Here is a 16,308-nt window from a genome sequence, read left to right as displayed (position 1 = left end):
CCGTACCGGCCTCTCCAGACACAGCGTCATCACATCTGACTCATAGGGAACTTGGGGAACCGTCCACCCAACTGGAATAGTCTGATCATCTAACAAAGACTTTCCGGGGGGATTGTTCCGCATGGGTGTTGTGCTGCCGGGCTGGGCGGATGAACTGCTCGACCTGATCGGTGTGTCCTGGCCGAATGTCGACGAGGACGACTACCGCGAAATGGCCAACGCCATGCGGGAGTTCGCCGACGACATCGACGAGGGCGCCAACGAAGCCCACACCGCGATCCAGAGCCTGGTCGGCTCGGCAGGCGGCTCCCTGGCCATCGAAGCACTCAACGCCCACTGGGGAAAGATCAACGGCCAGCACCTCAAGGGCCTCGCCGACTGCGGCCGTATGGCAGGCACCGCGATGGACGGCGTCGCCGTCCTCATCGAAGGCGCCAAGATCGCCGCCCTCGTCCAACTCGGCATCCTCGCCGCCGAAGTCATCGCCGCCCAGGCCGCGGCCCCCTTCACCCTCGGACTGTCCGAAGTCGGCGCGCTGGCCGCCACCCAGGCCACCCGCATGATCGTCAAACGCCTCTTCAAGGAGGTCTGCCAGCAGGTCGCCGAACAGGTCATCAGCATCGCCCTGACCCCCGTCGAGGAAGCCCTCGCCTCCATGGTCGGCGACCTCGTCGTCCAGCTCGGCGCCAACGCCCTCGGCGTCAAGGACGGCGTCGACCTCGGCCAGACCGCCAAAGCCGGCAAGGAAGGCTTCAACCAAGGCGTCAACGACGCCAAGGACGCCGCCAAATCCGCCGCCGACAACCCCATGGAACTCCTCAGCGCCGGCGGCCGCCGAGGCGGCGGCGGAGGCGGCGGGCTCGGCGGATCCGGCAGCAGCGGCGGCGGAGGCGGCAGCAGCTCCGGCGGCGGAGGCGGCAGCGGCTTCAGCTTCGACAAGGACGAACACGACAAGGCCGTCACCAGCCTGGAAAGCGCAGGCGGCACCTTCCGCAACAAGGCCGGCGGCAAAATCGGCCGAGCCAAGAGCCACCACGGCCGCACCCGCGGCAAGGACTTCATCGCCGACGCCGCCAACACCATGCTCGACAAGGTCATCGACGGCATCGAGGACGCGGTCAAAAAGACCGCCAAACACCTCGACGACAACATGACCCGCGGCATCAAACAGATGGCCAAGAACCACCACGAAAACGACAAGGGCCTGGCCGACCACTTCAAGGGCATTGGGAAGGACGGCAAGGGCGATCCCAAGTCCCCCAACGGCGGCGGCTCAGGCCCGGGGGGCAGCGGCGGCGGCAAGTCACCGCACTCGAAGGGGCCTCATTCCAAGGGACCTTCGAAGAGCGAGGCCTCCAAGCAGGCGGACGCCGACCATGCCAACGACAAGACCCGCAAGGACGAGGGCAAGTGCACGAACGGCACTGACCCAGTCGACCTGGCCACGGGCAAGGTGTACCTGACCCAGACCGATATCTCCCTGCCCGGCGCCCTGCCGCTGGTCTTCACCCGTAAATACGAGTCATCGACCCGTATCGGGCGCCACATCGGTCCGTCCTGGTCCTCCACCATCGACCAGCACCTGGAGATCGACGCCGAAGAGGTCGTCTTCGTCACCGAGACCGGGATGCTTCTGCGCTACCCGCTCCCGGAAACCGGCGATCAAGTACTGCCGAAGCACGGCCCACGCTGGCCCCTAACCCGCACTGACCAGGGCGACTGGGCCGTCCACGACCCGGACACCGGCCAGACCAGCTACTTCACTGACGCCTTGCACGCCCCCGGCATCGCCCTGCCCGATGAGATCACGGACCGCAACGGGCACCAGATCACCTTCGACTACGCCGACGAAACCGGCATCCCGTACGCGATCCGCCACAGCGCCGGCTACGAACTCAAGCTCACCTGCGACGAAAACGGCCACCTCACCGCCCTGCACCTGGCCGGTGCCGCCAACGACGGCTCAGACCAGCTGATCCGCTCCTACGGGCATGACGAGGCCGGCAACCTCACCACCGTCACCAGCTCCACCGGCGCGGTGACCCGGTTCGAGTACGACATCGAGCACCGGATGACCGCCTGGGTCGACTCCAACGACTCACGCTACGAGTACACCTACGACGACCGTCACCGCTGCATCACCCAGGGCGGCGCCGAGTGGCACCTGGAAAACCGCTTCACCTACGGCGAACCAGACGCGGAGACCGGCCACCGCATCTCCACGCTCACGGACGGACAGGGCGCCGCGACCCGGTACCTCTTCAACGCGCGGCTCCAGGTGGTCGCGATCACCGACCCGCTCGGCAACACCTCACGGACCACGTATGACACGCACGACAACCCCGTGCAGATCATCGATCCGCTGGGCGGTACCACACACCTGACGCATGACGAGGACGGTCACCTCCTCTGCGTCATCCGTCCGGACGGCTCCACCACCTCCGCCACCTACACCGACCTCGGCCTTCCCGCGGAGGTCACCAGTGCGGACGGCCAGACCGTCCGCCAGGAGTACGACGCCAAGGGCAACCGGACTGCTGTTACCGACCCCGCGGGCCACACCACCCGCTTCACCCACGATGCACATGGGCACGTCAGCTCGGTCACCGACCCGCTGGGAAACACCACGCGCATCGAGTGCGACCAGGCAGGACTCCCCCTGACCGTCACCGATCCTCTCGGTGCAGTCTCGCGCTTTGGCCGCGACCGTTTCGGCCGCACCACCCGCGTCACCGACCCGCTCGGCCACACCACCCGCTACCAGTGGACCCCCGAAGGTCACCTCGCGGCCCGTATCAACCCGGACGGCACCCAGGAAGCCTGGACCCACGACGGCGAGGGTAACTGCACCTCACACACCGATCCCATGGGCCGGATCACGACATTCGAGTACGGGCATTTCGACCAGTTGAAGGCGCGCACCGACCCGGACGGGGTGCGCTATCAGTTCGTGCACGACACCGAGCTGCAGCTGATGAAGGTCACCAATCCCCAGGGCCTTACCTGGCGATATGAGTACGACGCAGCGGGCTACCTGATCTCGGAGACGGACTTTGACGGCCGTACTCAGGCGTATACCCACGATGCGGCCGGCCGGCTGACCTCACGGACCACGGCACTCGGCCACACGATCCGCTTCACCTACGACGCTCTGGGACGCACTGTCACCACGGACGTCGACGGTGAGGTGACCACCTACCGGTACGACGCTGCTGGGCGCACGACTCAGGTCATTGCCCCGGACAGCGAACTCATCTACAGCCACGACGAGTTCGGGCGGGTTGTCGCCGAGACGGTGAACGGTCGCACCACCACCTTCAGACACGACGCCTTGGGCCGTCGAATATCCCGCACCACTCCCACCGGCGTGGTGAGTCAATGGACCTACGACGCAGCTGGGCAATGTACGGGACTTGATGTCTCCGGCCGAACTCTGACTTTCACGCACGACGCGCTCGGCCAGGAACTCTCCCGGACCCTCGGCGACATCACGTTCGCCCACACCTACGACGCCTGCGGCCGCATCACCGGCCGGCAGGTCACCTCGGCTGCTGAAACCATCCAGCACCGCGTGTACACCTACCGCGCTGACGGCAACCTCATCGGCATCGACGACCATCTCAACGGACCCCGCCGCTTCGAACTCGACACCGTCGGTCGGGTCACCACCGTCTCTGCCCGCAACTGGACCGAGACCTACGCCTACGACGCGGCCGGAAACCAGACCCACGCCACTTGGCCCGACCGCCACCAGGCTTCCGAGGCCCGGGGCGAGCGCACCTACACCGGCACCCGACTGAACCGCGCGGGGGACATTCGCTACGAATACGACGCAGCCGGCCGCACCACCTTGCGCCAGAAGACCCGCCTTTCCCGCAAACCTGATACCTGGCGCTACACCTGGGATGCGCGCGACCGCCTGATCGGCTGCACCACCCCCGACGGCACCAGCTGGAGGTACACCTACGATCCCCTCGGCCGCCGCTCGTCGAAACAGCGTCTCGCTGACGACCAGCAAACCGTCGTGGAGCAGGTGGACTTCACCTGGGACGGCGCCGTCCTCTGTGAGCAGACCACCACAGGCGGCATGACCCTCACCTGGGATCACCAGGGGTTCGTCCCACTGATCCAGAGGGAACGCAAACACCTCTCCGATGCAGAGGTCGCCGAACGCTTTTTCGCGATTGTCACCGACCTTGTCGGTACGCCCACCGAGCTTCTCGATGAACAGGGCCGCATAGTCGCCCGTGCCCGAACCACGTTGTGGGGTTCCACGGCATGGAATGCTGACGCGACCGCCCACACTCCGCTCCGCTTCCCCGGGCAATACTTCGACCCCGAAACTCAACTCCACCACAACTACTTCCGGACCTACGACCCCGAAACCGCCCGCTACCTCACTCCAGATCCTCTCGGGCTCGGGCCTGCCCCCAACCCGGCGGCGTACGTCATCAACCCTCATACTTGGAGTGACCCGTTCGGGCTTTCTCCGGAGGGTGAGCACGAGTGGGCCGATCCGGCAGATATTAATTTCTCTCAGCGTACGGTTTCGCCCAACGACTACGCCGACCGCATGCGTGCCGGCGAATGGGACTGGAGGCGTCCAGGTGCGGCGCTCACCGTCATGGAAGTCGATGGTCAGCTCGTCAGCTACGACAACCGGAGGCTCGATGCCGCACGGGAAATAGGTGAACCTGTTACTATCCACCGGGTTAATCCCAATGATCAGTACCCGCCGTCACCCAAGGACGTCACCTGGAAAGAGGCATTCCGAAAGCGTATGAACTCCGGGCGTAACAGAGATGCCCAAGGCAACCCCGTTCCCCCTAAGGGACTTTCGGGACGGCCGGATCACGTGCCTAACCAAAAAAAGCGCGGGTGCAAGAAGAAATGAGTGCGATCGAGCGCCTCTGGGCGGACTACCAGTTGCCAGACGTTGACGGCCTCTATTTTCCTGACGGGCGCTCATACGAAGTCTGCCTCGATACCGATTCGGCGAGCGGAATGAGGTTCGGGGGAGCCTTCGATCTGGAAGAGGTGCTGGCGGAGGACCCAGATTGGGTGACTGACATCGGCAGGAACCGATCGGTTCCCCTGGCGGGCGGAGGATTCCTCTGGGGAGGTGAGGGAATGTCCCATGGGTCGTACGGCTTCTGCGGACGGCTCCACGGCGATCACACCCTGGCCTGGGCCCTCTCCTTTGAGGATTCCAACCCTTTTACCGATATCCAAGTTTCGGGAAACACCGCCATTTTCCGCTCCACTTCCGGTGTATCGATCACCGTAAATATCGGTGATCCGCTGCGATCCGGAGCTGCGTAGGCCCTCGCGGTATTCGGATAGAAAGCCCTGAGGAGTTCCCGCTGCCGCACAGTTCTTTTCATGGCATCGGGACGCATCCCCACGGTGCGGACAGCACTCCGCCGCGCGACGATCACGTTGCATCGTTCGAAGGATCGGCCATGACCGCAGGCACTGAAGGCAGTGAAGGCACCCCAGAACTCGACGCACTGCCCGTTGCTATGACGCTGCGTCATCCAGCTGCATCGGACCACCCGCGGCTCCAGGTGGCCCTGGCTGACTGGTGGGGCGGCCTCGGTGGCGACGCGGGTGTGCTGCAACGGCAGTTGCTCGTACCGCGGTTGTTTCTTCAGCACTTTGCGGAGACCAGCTATCTCGTTGAGGGTGACGACGGCGCCCTCCGTGCCTTTCTCATAGGTTTTCTGTCCCAGACGGAGCCGAAGACGGCGTATATCCACTTCGTCGGGGTGTGTCCCGAAGGGCAGCGTGGTGGGCTCGGCAGCGCGCTGTATCACCGTTTCTTCGACACCGCTCGCGGCCACGGGAGGACCCAGGTTCGGTGCATCACCAGCCCTACGAACCTCAACTCCATCGCGTACCACACCCGTATGGGCTTCCGGTTGGAGCCGGGCGACCGGGTGGAGGGTGGCGTGCCGGTGCACGGGGATTACGACGGGCCGGGGCTGGACCGGGTGTCGTTCGTGCGGGATCTGTGACGGGGAGTCAGGGGAAGGGCGCCCCCGGCGTCAGTAGAAGACGGACGGGAGGTATGCCCCGGCGGGCTCGTTGTAGAGGCCGATGGTCATCAGGCTCATCAGCTCCGACACCTTGAGGCCGTTGCGCAGGGCCCATTGGAGCAGGGCGCTGTCGCGTGCGGGGATGAGGATGCCGGGGCCGCCGAAGGCGGGAGCCGAGGCGATCAGGGCCCTGATGTCCTCGGTGCTCTCGCCGACCGCGTGCGCGAAGAAGGACAGGTCCGTTGCGTAGCCGGTGATCCGTTCGTCGTGCACGGTCACGCGTGCCGTGCCGCTCTTCAGCGCGTCGGCGACCTCCCCGCCGCGGTCGATCCCGTGCACCCTCCGGCAGACCTGGTTGCAGGCCTCCAGGTCCGCATCGGTCGCCGGCCGCACCTCGTACCCGGGCACCATCCCGCCGATCGGCGGTCCCTGCATGCAGGCCATGGTTTCGCGGAACTCGAACCCCAGGCCGGCGTAGAGCGCGAACGACCGGGAGTGGTAGCCGCTCTGCAGCAGCCGGATGCCGGGTGCGTGCCGTTCGGCCGCTCGCTGCATGACGTCCTGCATCAGCCGACGCCCGACGCCGCCGTTCTGGGCGCCGGGGGCCACGGTGACCGGCCCGACGCCGACGACGGGCGAACGTTCGTCGAGAAAGTTGCTGCCCATGATCTCGCCGTCGCGCTCGGCGACGACGCTGTAGATGCCTGGGTGGTTCAGCATCATCTCGACCACTCCCGTGGCCGCTTCCGGACTGGGGACGGAGGGGGGAAATGCGTGCTCGCGGGCGATTCCGGCGAAGGCCTCGAAGCAGATCCTGCCGCAGTCCGCGGCATCGTCGGCTCGTCCTGGGCGCAGTACGAGATTCATGATCGCCCCTCCCTCCCGGACCGGACGCGGACCGAATACGGGCCGAATACGGGCCGCGCATCCGCCGGGGCACTCTGTCGACAGGACGGTTCTCCTTCCATCCAACGCGTGGTGCGCCGCAGCGGCAATCCGGCCGGGGACAGGGGCACGGACAGGGACACAGACAGGGAAAGGGACCGACGGCGTCAGCCGGGGTCTTCCGGCTGCGGCGGGAGGCTCGCGCCGCGGGCTTCGGCGACCCGCAGTGTGTCTGTCAGGCACTCGATGAGCCTGATGGCGGCGAAGCGGACCTCGTCCGGGGCCGCGACGTTCGTGCCGTCCAGCATGTCGCGGGCGAGTCGGACGACGGTCTGCGCCGTGTCGAGCTGTTCCCGTTCCACCTGGTCTGCCAGACGGGAGAGAAGGCAATGGCCGCCGTCCGTCGAGAGATAGGTGGGCTTCCCCTCCGGGCCGTCCCAGGGGAGCCGACGGAGGCCGGTCACCAGCCGGTCCCTTCGGCAGCGAGGACGTAGGGACGGACCGACGCCGTCGCGTCCCCGTCGATGATCTCGATCACCGGCTGCGTCGTCCGAACGAGCCTGCGGACGGGGCCAGCGTGATGCCAAGACGGCAGAGGTGTTGCCAGCGGAGTCACGGCGCGATGCTTGCCGTGCGCGGGGAAGAGCAGCCTTGCCAGTAACTCGAATAGCATTCGCATGTCGGTCGCTCCTTACAGCGATCGGCCACAGCCCCGGGCGGTTCGCGCTGCCGCGGGGTTCCTTCTTGGACCAAGCTACCTCGAACTGCGTCCCCCTGCGCCCCCCTGAACTCTACTGCGTCCCACCGCGTCGGGACGCGTCCGCACGATGCGGGCAGCACTCCGCCGCGCGACGATCGGGACCATGGGAGAGCTGCCCCGCTACGAATACGTGAAGCTCGCGGACAAGATTGCCGCCGAGATCGCCTCCGGCAAGCTGCCGAGTGGCGCCGCCCTGCCCGGGGAACGGGCCATGACGGAGCTGTACGAAGTGAGCATCGGAACCGTTCGCCGGGCCGTTGCCGAGCTGCGGAGACGGGGGCTCGTCGCGACCCTGCCCGCGAAGGGGACGTTCGTCCTCTGAGGCGGAGTCAACTCTGGTGATTTGCCGCGTCGAAGGCGGGCACCTAGCTTCGGCGCACGGCCATCGATCCGGACGCAGAGATTGACCACGGCGCACCGCTGACCCCATACCGGCAGCTTGCCGAGATCCTTCGGGCACGCATCCGGCGCGGCGACTGGAAGCCCGGACGGGCGATGGCGTCCGAGACGCAGCTCGTGCAGCAATACGGGCTTGCCCGCACCACCGTCCGACGCGCCATCGCCGTGCTCGTGGAGGAGGGGCCGGTCTTCACCGTGCCTCAGCGCGGGACCTTCGTCACGGTGCCGACGAGCGCCGAACCGGACGAAGCCGGAGACGACGCGTAGGGCCGCCCCGCCCCTACTCCCCCGGCGGCAACGCCCGCAGCAGCGCGTCCAGGACGTTCGCGAAGGAGTGGTCCGGTGGCCTTCCGTACGCCACGACCAGGGCGTCGCGGGGGATCGCGGTGCCGGCCGGGTCCGTGAAGGTGGTCAGGCCGTGGACGGCCAGGCCCTGCCAGCGGGCGGCCTGGATGACGGACTGTTCGGTGCCGGGCGGGAGTTCGAGGATGGCGTGCAGGCCGGCCGCGATGCCGGAGACGCGGACGTGCGGGGCGTGTTCGGCCACGGCCGCCACCAGCTGGTCGCGGCGGCGCCGGTAGCGCAGGCGCATGCCGCGCAGATGGCGGTCGTACGCGCCCGAGGACAGGAACTCGGCGAGGGTGAGCTGGTCGAGCGAGCCGGACTGCCATTCGCCGGTGCCCTTGACGGCCAGGACGCGGTCGATGAGGCGGTCCGGGACGACCATCCACGCCAGGCGCAGGGCGGGGGCGAGGCTCTTGCTCGCGGTGCCCATGTAGACGACGTGGTCGGGGTCCAGGCCCTGGAGGGCACCGACCGGCTGGCGGTCGTAGCGGAGCTCGCCGTCGTAGTCGTCCTCCAGGATGTAACCCCCGGTGGCGCGCGCCCAGTTGACGGCGGCGGCGCGGCGGTCGGGGTGCAGCGGGACGCCGGTCGGGAACTGGTGGGCGGGGGTGAGCAGCGCCGCGCGTACGTCGTCCAGTGCGGCCAACTCGGCGGTCCGGGCGCCGTGTTCGTCGACCGGGAGCGGGACGGTGCGCAGGCCGGCGCGGATGATGACATTGCGGTGGAAGTCGAGGCCGTAGGACTCCACGGCGAGTTGGCCGTCGCCCTGGCGCCACTCCTCGCCGGGCCGGCGCGGGGCCCGGGAACCGTGCGCGGCACGCCGGCGGCCCGTGCCCTGCCAGCCCTTGGGGCCGCCGTCCTCCCCGCGCAGCGCCCGGCTCAGCAGCCCCAGCCCCTGCATGAAGCCGGCGCAGACGACGATGCGGTCCGGGTCGGCGCGTACGCCGCGGGCCCGCGCGAGGTAGTCGGCGAGGACGGTGCGTAGTTCGGGGCGGCCCGCTGCGGTTCCGTAGCCGAACGCCTCGTTGGGCGCGGCGGTCAGAGCGCGGCGGGCCGCGGCCAGCCAGGCGGTGCGCGGGAAGGAGGAGACGTCGGGGGTGCCGGGGGTGAGGTCGAAGCGCGGCGGCTCGGGGCGGCGGGTGCGTCCGGGGGCGCGTCGGGCCGGCGGGGTGGCGCGCGGCAGCGTCCGCTCGGCGACGCGGGTGCCGGAGCCCTGGCGCGCGCTGAGCCAGCCCTCGGCGACCAGCTCCGCGTAGGCGTCGGCGACGGTGTTGCGGGCGATGCCGAGGTCGGCGGCGAGCGAGCGGGAGGACGGCAGACGGGTGCCGGGAGCCAGCCGTCCGGTCCGTACGGCCTCGCGCAGCGCACTCATCAGGGCGGCCCGCAGGCCTCCGGGGCCGGTGAGGTCCAGATGTAGATCACGCCCGAAAGTGGCCCACGAATCGTCCATGGAAGTGGACCATACCGCTGCGCCATTCCCCCCGTAGCGTCGTAGCCATGACGACGACAGAGACAGCCCGCAGAGAACACGGCCCGCGAATGCACTGGGCGAAGCTCGCGCCCGAGGCTTTCAAGGCCATGATCGCACTGGAGGTGGCGGCGAAGCGGGGGCTCGACCCGACGCTGGTCGAACTGGTCAAGATCCGTGCGTCGCAGGTCAACCGCTGTGCTTTCTGCCTCGATATGCACGTCAAGGACGCGCGGAAGGCGGGCGAGACGGAGGAGCGGATCTACCTGCTCAACGCCTGGGAGGAGGCCGACGGCTTCTACACGGAGAAGGAGCGGGCCGCCCTCGCTCTCACCGAGGCGATCACCGTCCTGACGGATGGTTTCGTGCCCGACGAGGTCTACGAACGGGCCGCCGCGCACTTCGAAGAGGCCGAACTCGCCCAGCTGATCGCCCTGATCACCACCATCAACGCGTGGAACCGCTTCGGCGTGAGCACCCGCATGGCCCCGGGGCAGGACTGACCGATGACCCACCGTATGAAGTTCTGGGGCAGGCAGCGCGCGTTCTACGAGGCCCAGCTCCGGCTGACGCTGGCCGCCAAGAAGGGCCTGGGTGATCCGGTCCTGGGCGAGCTGGTCGTGCTGCGCGCCTCGCAGCTCAACCGGTGCGCGTTCTGCATCGATATGCATGTCGGGAATCTGCGCGAGGCGGGCGTGGCGCAGCAGCGGATCGATCTGCTGCCGGCCTGGGAGGAGGCGGGCGCGCTCTACTCCGAGCGGGAGCGGGCGGCCCTCGCCCTCACCGAAGCGGTGACCGTCCTGACGGATGGTTTCGTGCCCGACGAGGTCTACGAGCGGGCCGCCGCCCACTTCGACGAAAGCGAACTGGCCCACCTCATCGCGGTGATCGTCGCGATCAACAACTGGAACCGGGTCAATGTCGCCGTCCGCCAGCCTCCGGGGCAGGAGCTGTGACCCCCGCCGAGACGCTGCGCGCCCTGCACCACGGCCCGGACCTGCCGCTGGTGCTGCCGGGCCCCTGGGACGCGGCCAGCGCCAAGGTCTTCGCGGACGCGGGGTTTCCCGCGCTCGCCACGCCCAGCGCGGGAGTGGCTGCCTCCCTCGGTTACGAGGACGGGAAGACGCCGCCCGACGAGATGTTCGCGGCCGTCGCGCGGATCGTACGGGCTGTGGACGTCCCCGTCTCGGCGGATGTGGAGGCCGGATACGGGCTGTCCGCGAAGGAGTTGGTGGGCCGGCTGGCGGACGCGGGGGCGGTGGGCTGCAACCTGGAGGACTCCGACCACGCGTCCGGCGCCCTCCGGGATGCCGAGGAGCAGGCGGACTGGCTGGCGCGGGTACGGGCCGAGGCGGGCGACGCGCTGGTGATCAACGCCCGGATCGATACGTTCCTGTGGGGCGTCGAGGGCACGGCGGAGGCGGTACGGCGCGGCCGGCTGTACGCGGAGGCGGGCGCCGACTGCGTCTATCCGATCCTGGCGCCGCCCCCGCTGCTCGCCGAACTGGCCGCCGGGATCGGCCTCCCCGTCAACGCCGTGGTGCAGCCGGACGGCCCCTCGCCACGCGAACTGGGCGCCCTGGGCGCGTCCCGGATCACCTTCGGCCCGGGGCTCCAGCGGCAGGCCATGACGGCGGTCGCCGGGCTGGCGGAGCGCATACGGGACGGGTTGCGCGGGGAGGGGTGACGAGGGCTCGGAGGGGTGGACGGGGGCCCGGAGGGGTGGACGGGGGCCCGGAGGGGTGACGGGGGCCCGGAGGGGTGACGGGGGCCCGGAGATGAGCGAGGGGGCGCACAGGGGGCGCCCCCGGCTCCCCCTCACCGCTCGTCCGTCCCCGGCACCTTCCCTGTGCTGATCGCGATCCGGTTCCAGGTGTTGATGGTGAAGATCAGGGCCAACAGCCGGGCCAGCTCCGGCTCGTCGAAGTGCCGTGCGGCCCGCTCGTAGACCGCGTCCGGGACGCCGCCGTGCGATACCAACGTCACGGCCTCGGTGAGCGCCAGCGCGGCCTGTTCCTTCGCGCTGAAGAAGTGCGCCGCCTCCTCCCACACGGCGACCATGTGCAGCCGCTCCTCGCTCTCCCCCGCCTTGCGCGCGTCGGTGGTGTGCATGTGCAGGCAGTACGCGCACTTGTTGAGCTGCGAGGAACGGATCTGGACCAGCTCGACCAGTGCGGGGTCCAGTCCCTCGCGGGCGGCGGCGTCAAATCCGATGAGGGCCTTGAAAGCCTTGGGCGCGGCCTTGGCGAAGTTCACCCGGGGGCTGCGGACCGATTCGGTGAGGTGCTCTTCATTCGTCATGTGGTTCGTCATGTGGTTCGTCATGACCCCGAATCTACGAGGGCAGGCGACCGTCTATAGGGTGCATTTCCATGCCGGAATCATGGGTCAATCAGGTCGATCGGGCCGAGCGGGCCGACCTCGCGGAGAGTCCGGGCACCGATCTGCATCTGGATCTGACCGGGCCCGGCAGCCGCCGTGCCGTCCTCATCCGGGCGCTGCGGGACGCCGTACGGACCGGCCGGCTGGCCCCCGGCACCCGTCTGCCGCCCTATCGCTCGCTCGCCGCCGACCTCGGCATCGCCCGCAACACCGTCGCCGACGCCTACGCGGAGCTGGTCGCCGAGGGCTGGCTCAGCGCACGCCAAGGGTCCGGCACCCGCGTCGCACACCGCGCCGAGCCGCTCGCTCCCGCCCGCGCGCCCGCCCGCCGCGCCCCGGCGAGCCGCCCGACGTACAACCTGCTCCAAGGCCAGCCGGATGCCGCCGCCTTCCCGCGTACCGCCTGGCTCGCCGCCGCCCGGCGCGCGCTGTCCGCCGCCCCCAACGACGCCTTCGGCCCCGGCGATCCGCGCGGCCGCCCCGAGCTGCGCCGGGCCCTCACCGACTACCTGGCCCGCACCCGCGGCGTACGCACCGACCCCGAACGCATCGTCATCTGCTCGGGTTTCTCGCACGCGCTACGGCTCCTGTTCCCCGCCGTCCTGCCGGGCCCGCTCGCCGTCGAGTCCTACGGCCTCCCCTTCCACCACGCCCTCCTGACGACGGCAGGCGTACGGACCCAGCCCATAAACGTCGACCAACTGGGCGCAGATACAAGCGAGTTGGTTGCCCTGGCCGACATTCGCGCGAGTCTCCTCACCCCCGCCCACCAATTCCCCACCGGCGTCCCGCTCCACCCCGGCCGCCGCGCCGAAGCGATCAACTGGGCCAGGGCCAACGGGAGTTATCTGCTGGAGGACGACTACGACGGCGAGTTCCGTTACGACCGCAAGCCGGTCGGCGCGCTTCAGGGACTGGACCCGGAACACGTCATCCACCTCGGTTCGGTCAGCAAGAGCCTGTCGCCCGCGCTGCGCCTCGGCTGGATGGTGCTGCCCGACCGGCTGGTGGACGCGGTGCTGGAGGCGAAGGGGGAACGGGAGGCGTGGGCGGGCGTCACCGACCAGCTGACCCTCGCGGACTTCATCGTCTCGGGCGCCTACGACCGCCATATCCGCCGGATGCGCCAGCGCTACCGGCGACGCCGCGACCAGCTCGTCGACGCGGTGACGGCCCAGGCCCCGCATCTCACCGTCACCGGCATCGCCGCCGGTCTGCACGCCGTCCTCCAGCTCCCGGACGACGCCACCTCGTCCGACGAACAGGCCGCCCTGCGTGCCGCCCGCTGGCAGGGCCTGGCCCTGGACGCCCTCTCCGGCTACCGCCACCCGGCCGCCACCATGCCGCCCCGCCACGGCCTGGTCATCGGCTATGCCACACCGTCCGAGCACGCCTACCCCGGCGCCTTGGCGGCCTTGTGCCGGGCGCTGCCGCCGGGGGCGTAGGAACGCCCTAGGAACGCCAAAGGGGCGGCCCGAAGAGGACCGCCCCTGCCTACAACTCCGGCTCGCGTCCCCGCTACTGGCCCGCGAACTTCTGGCTTATCCCGCTGAACACCCGCTCCGCCTCCGGCCCCAGGTGCGGGCCCGCCAGCCAGGTGTGGGCGTTGGAGCTGATCGACGTGTTGGACACCAGGGTCAGCTTGCCGCCGCGGTTGACGAACCAGCCGCCGCCGGAGGTGCCGCCGGTCATCGTGCAGCCGATGCGGTGCATGGCGGGCGTGCCCTGCTCCATGGTGAGGCGGCCCGGGCGGGCGGCGCAGTTCATCATCCGGGCGCCGTCGTAGGGCGGCGCCGCGGGGTAGCCGAAGGCGTCCAGGGAGCTGATGCCGTCGGCGGAGGGGGAGTTGAACCAGACCTGGGCTGCCGCCCCGACGGTCTCCTGGAGCGACTTGCCGCCGCCGTTCTCCGGCTTCACGTGCAGCACCGCGAAGTCGTACGCGGAGCCGCCGTTGCCGGTCTGCTCGCTGCCCATGTCGATCCACTCACCGGAGGTGGTGATCCAGTCGGCCCAGAACCGGCCGTACGGCGTGACCTGTTGGGCCGGGGTCTGGCCGACCTGGTTCATCGGCACGCCGTTGTCGTTGTACGACGGCACGAAGACGATGTTCCGCATCCAGCCGCCCTGCTTGCCGGAGTGCACGCAGTGGCCTGCCGTCCACACCAGGCTGGACTTGCCCGGGTGCGCCGGGTCCTCGACGATCGTGCCGGAACAGACCCGGGGGCCGTCCGGGCTGTCGAAGAAGATCTTCCCGACCGGCGCCATGTGCCGGTGGTAGGGCCGGGCGACCTCCTCGGCCTGGATGGCGCGCGGCTCCGGGTCCGTGGCGTCGTACTCGCTGCCGACCCCCGTGGCGTTCACCGCGACGTCCGGGGCGGCCTTGGCCTTCGCCATCCGGTCCGTCTTCCAGTGGTCCTTGATCACCGGGTTGGCGAAGTCGGCGGCCTTGCGGGCCCAGTTGTCCCAGTTCTGCCAGCCGCCGTCCTTCCACTTCTTCAGGTCGTCGATGCTGGTCGGCACGCCCTTCGGAAGCTTGAGGCCACCCTCGCCGTCGGCGGCGGCCGAACTGCCCGGCGCCGCCGAGGCGTTGTCGTCACTGGGGCCGCAGGCGGTGGCGGTCACCGCGAGCAGGGCGGCCAGCGCGGCGGCCGCGGCGGTGGAACGGCGTATGAATGGCATGGAGCGGAGTCCCCCCGGTACGGGTCTGGTGCGTGTCGGCGCGACGCGGGCGAAGCGCCGATGTTGTCATGACCCCCATCGGGGGCCCGCCCTACTATGCCGTCACACGACACGCGGTGGGCGACCAGGGCCGCGGGCGGCACTCGAAGACACGACGGGCGGCGGGGGGACGGTTCCGTCGCGGACCGCGAGAACGAGCCCGGGGCGCGGGCCGTGTGCCCGAGGGGATATGCGATCCCCACGGAATACGGCCCGCGCCCCGGGGCGCGGCTCATGAAATGCCGGTGACCAACACCGATGACTACGTCAACGGCCGGCCGTTACTTCTTCGGCAGCCATGCCTGCCACGTCGACTTGTTGTCCTCGATCCACTTCTTCGCGGCTTCCTCGCCGGACATCTTGTCCTTGGCGATGTACTTGGCGACCTCGTTCTGCTGCTCGGTCGACCACTTGAAGTTCTTCAGGAACTCGGCGGCGTCGCCGCCGTCCTTGGCGAAGTCGGCGTTGAGGTACTTCTGGAGCGGAGTGTTGGCGTAGCCGCACTCCGTCTTCTCCTTGGGCTCGTTGCAGCCTTCCTTGAACTTGGGGAGTTTCACCTCCACGAGGTCAATGTCGTTGTTCAGCCACTGCGGCTCCCACCAGTACGTGACGAAGGGCTGCTTCTTCTCGTACTTCTGCTGGATCTCCTTGATCTGGGCGGCCTCGTTGCCGGTCTCCTTGATCTTGAAGTTCAGCTTGTGGTTCTTGATGAGGTACTCGTCGTACGTGGTGTACGACGGGGCCGCGCCGAGGAACTCGCCCTTGTCGCCGGACTCGGAGGTCTTGAAGTCCTTGGCCAGCTTGTTCAGGCCCTCGAAGGTCTTCGCCTCGGGGTGGGCGTCGGCGTAGTACTTCGGGATGAACCAGCCGATGTGGCCGGTGACGCCCAGGTCGCCGCCCTTGACGATGCTCTTCTTCTGGTCGATGTACAGCTTCTGCTTCTCGGGCAGGCCGTCCCAGTCCTCCAGGATGACGTCGGCCTTGCCGTTGTTCAGGGCGTCCCAGCCGATGGGCTCGTCCATGACCTTGAGCTCGACCTTCTTGACGCCCACCTCCTTCTCCAGGAGGGCCTTGGCGACCTCGGCGTTGGCCTGCGCGCCGACCCAGGACGGGACGGTGATGGTGACCTTGTCGGAGCCGCCCGCGGAGGCGCCGGTCTCGGCGGCGCCGCAGCCGGTGAGGGCCAGGAGGCCGAGGACGCCGGCCCCCGCGGCGACGACGGCACCTATCCGGTTGTTGATGAGCTTGGTGCGCTTCATATCGTTCAAGTCCCTTGCTTGGCAGGTGGGTTGACCGGGGGATTCGGGGGGGGT

At 68.9% G+C, this 16,308-nt stretch carries 15 protein-coding genes; 9 read left to right on the top strand and 6 right to left on the bottom strand.

The annotated features are described in order from the left end of the window. Positions 1 to 121: 121 nt before the first annotated feature. The 3 genes from FCH28_RS17995 to FCH28_RS17985 all read left to right on the top strand — a co-directional run bounded on the left by FCH28_RS17995 (position 122) and on the right by FCH28_RS17985 (position 6,017). Positions 122 to 4,894, top strand: coding sequence for a DUF6531 domain-containing protein (locus FCH28_RS17995; protein ID WP_169314189.1), 4,773 nt, complete (start codon positions 122 to 124; stop codon positions 4,892 to 4,894). Then, the gene (locus FCH28_RS17990; protein WP_136741053.1) at positions 4,891 to 5,322 is read left to right on the top strand and encodes a hypothetical protein; all 432 of its coding nucleotides are present in this window, start codon (positions 4,891 to 4,893) and stop codon (positions 5,320 to 5,322) included. The genes FCH28_RS17995 and FCH28_RS17990 overlap by 4 nt, the downstream gene beginning before the upstream one ends. A gap of 140 nt (positions 5,323 to 5,462) precedes the next feature. Then, positions 5,463 to 6,017 carry a GNAT family N-acetyltransferase gene (locus FCH28_RS17985; protein WP_222852439.1) on the top strand — a complete coding sequence of 185 codons (555 nt, stop codon included), beginning with the start codon at positions 5,463 to 5,465 and terminating at the stop codon, positions 6,015 to 6,017. Between the two features lie 30 nt (positions 6,018 to 6,047). Here the strand turns inward: FCH28_RS17985 and FCH28_RS17980 are convergent, their stop codons facing one another. Both FCH28_RS17980 and FCH28_RS17975 read right to left on the bottom strand, forming a co-directional pair. Then, entirely contained in the window at positions 6,048 to 6,905 is an 858-nt protein-coding gene (locus FCH28_RS17980) for a GNAT family N-acetyltransferase (protein ID WP_136741052.1), read from the bottom strand. A 185-nt stretch (positions 6,906 to 7,090) separates the two neighbouring features. Beyond that, positions 7,091 to 7,387, bottom strand: coding sequence for a hypothetical protein (locus tag FCH28_RS17975; protein WP_246102952.1), 297 nt, complete (start codon positions 7,385 to 7,387; stop codon positions 7,091 to 7,093). Between the two features lie 399 nt (positions 7,388 to 7,786). On the opposite strand from FCH28_RS17975, the gene FCH28_RS17970 reads away from it, so the two are divergent. Together FCH28_RS17970 and FCH28_RS17965 are read left to right on the top strand one after the other, a co-directional pair. Then, complete coding sequence (locus FCH28_RS17970; protein ID WP_136741051.1) at positions 7,787 to 8,005, top strand: winged helix-turn-helix domain-containing protein; 219 nt, start codon at positions 7,787 to 7,789, stop codon at positions 8,003 to 8,005. Positions 8,006 to 8,067: 62 nt separating this feature from the next. Beyond that, positions 8,068 to 8,349: a GntR family transcriptional regulator gene (locus FCH28_RS17965; RefSeq protein ID WP_136741050.1), complete on the top strand. Its 282-nt coding sequence runs from the start codon at positions 8,068 to 8,070 to the stop codon at positions 8,347 to 8,349. A 13-nt stretch (positions 8,350 to 8,362) separates the two neighbouring features. Here the strand turns inward: FCH28_RS17965 and FCH28_RS17960 are convergent, their stop codons facing one another. Next, positions 8,363 to 9,877: an aminotransferase-like domain-containing protein gene (locus FCH28_RS17960; RefSeq protein WP_136741049.1), complete on the bottom strand. Its 1,515-nt coding sequence runs from the start codon at positions 9,875 to 9,877 to the stop codon at positions 8,363 to 8,365. A gap of 47 nt (positions 9,878 to 9,924) precedes the next feature. Here FCH28_RS17960 and FCH28_RS17955 point away from each other — a divergent pair, with 47 nt between their 5' ends. Genes FCH28_RS17955 through FCH28_RS17945 form a run of 3 tightly spaced genes read left to right on the top strand, consistent with a single transcriptional unit; the run spans position 9,925 to position 11,582 of the window. After that, positions 9,925 to 10,398, top strand: coding sequence for a carboxymuconolactone decarboxylase family protein (locus FCH28_RS17955; protein ID WP_136741048.1), 474 nt, complete (start codon positions 9,925 to 9,927; stop codon positions 10,396 to 10,398). Positions 10,399 to 10,401: 3 nt separating this feature from the next. Then, positions 10,402 to 10,851 (top strand): carboxymuconolactone decarboxylase family protein, encoded by a 450-nt coding sequence (locus FCH28_RS17950; protein ID WP_136741047.1) that lies wholly within the window; start codon positions 10,402 to 10,404, stop codon positions 10,849 to 10,851. Next, positions 10,848 to 11,582, top strand: a complete 735-nt coding sequence (locus tag FCH28_RS17945; RefSeq protein WP_136741046.1) for an isocitrate lyase/PEP mutase family protein — start codon at positions 10,848 to 10,850, stop codon at positions 11,580 to 11,582. The genes FCH28_RS17950 and FCH28_RS17945 overlap by 4 nt, the downstream gene beginning before the upstream one ends. A gap of 131 nt (positions 11,583 to 11,713) precedes the next feature. On the opposite strand, the gene FCH28_RS17940 is transcribed toward FCH28_RS17945, so the two are convergent. Continuing rightward, positions 11,714 to 12,208, bottom strand: coding sequence for a carboxymuconolactone decarboxylase family protein (locus tag FCH28_RS17940; RefSeq protein WP_425471959.1), 495 nt, complete (start codon positions 12,206 to 12,208; stop codon positions 11,714 to 11,716). Positions 12,209 to 12,267: 59 nt separating this feature from the next. On the opposite strand from FCH28_RS17940, the gene pdxR reads away from it, so the two are divergent. Then, positions 12,268 to 13,722: a MocR-like pyridoxine biosynthesis transcription factor PdxR gene (pdxR, locus tag FCH28_RS17935; RefSeq protein WP_136741045.1), complete on the top strand. Its 1,455-nt coding sequence runs from the start codon at positions 12,268 to 12,270 to the stop codon at positions 13,720 to 13,722. 73 nt (positions 13,723 to 13,795) lie between these two features. Here pdxR and FCH28_RS17930 read toward each other — a convergent pair whose 3' ends face one another. Both FCH28_RS17930 and FCH28_RS17925 read right to left on the bottom strand, forming a co-directional pair. Then, positions 13,796 to 14,956 (bottom strand): trypsin-like serine peptidase, encoded by a 1,161-nt coding sequence (locus tag FCH28_RS17930; RefSeq protein WP_136741044.1) that lies wholly within the window; start codon positions 14,954 to 14,956, stop codon positions 13,796 to 13,798. 320 nt (positions 14,957 to 15,276) lie between these two features. Next, positions 15,277 to 16,254: an ABC transporter substrate-binding protein gene (locus FCH28_RS17925; protein WP_136741043.1), complete on the bottom strand. Its 978-nt coding sequence runs from the start codon at positions 16,252 to 16,254 to the stop codon at positions 15,277 to 15,279. Positions 16,255 to 16,308: the final 54 nt, after the last annotated feature.

Origin of the sequence: Streptomyces piniterrae (assembly GCF_005048155.1) — a bacterium.
GTDB lineage: Bacteria > Actinomycetota > Actinomycetes > Streptomycetales > Streptomycetaceae > Streptomyces > Streptomyces piniterrae.
The sequence above is the reverse complement of the archived record's forward strand: the minus strand, read 5'-3'. Positions and strand labels throughout refer to the sequence as shown.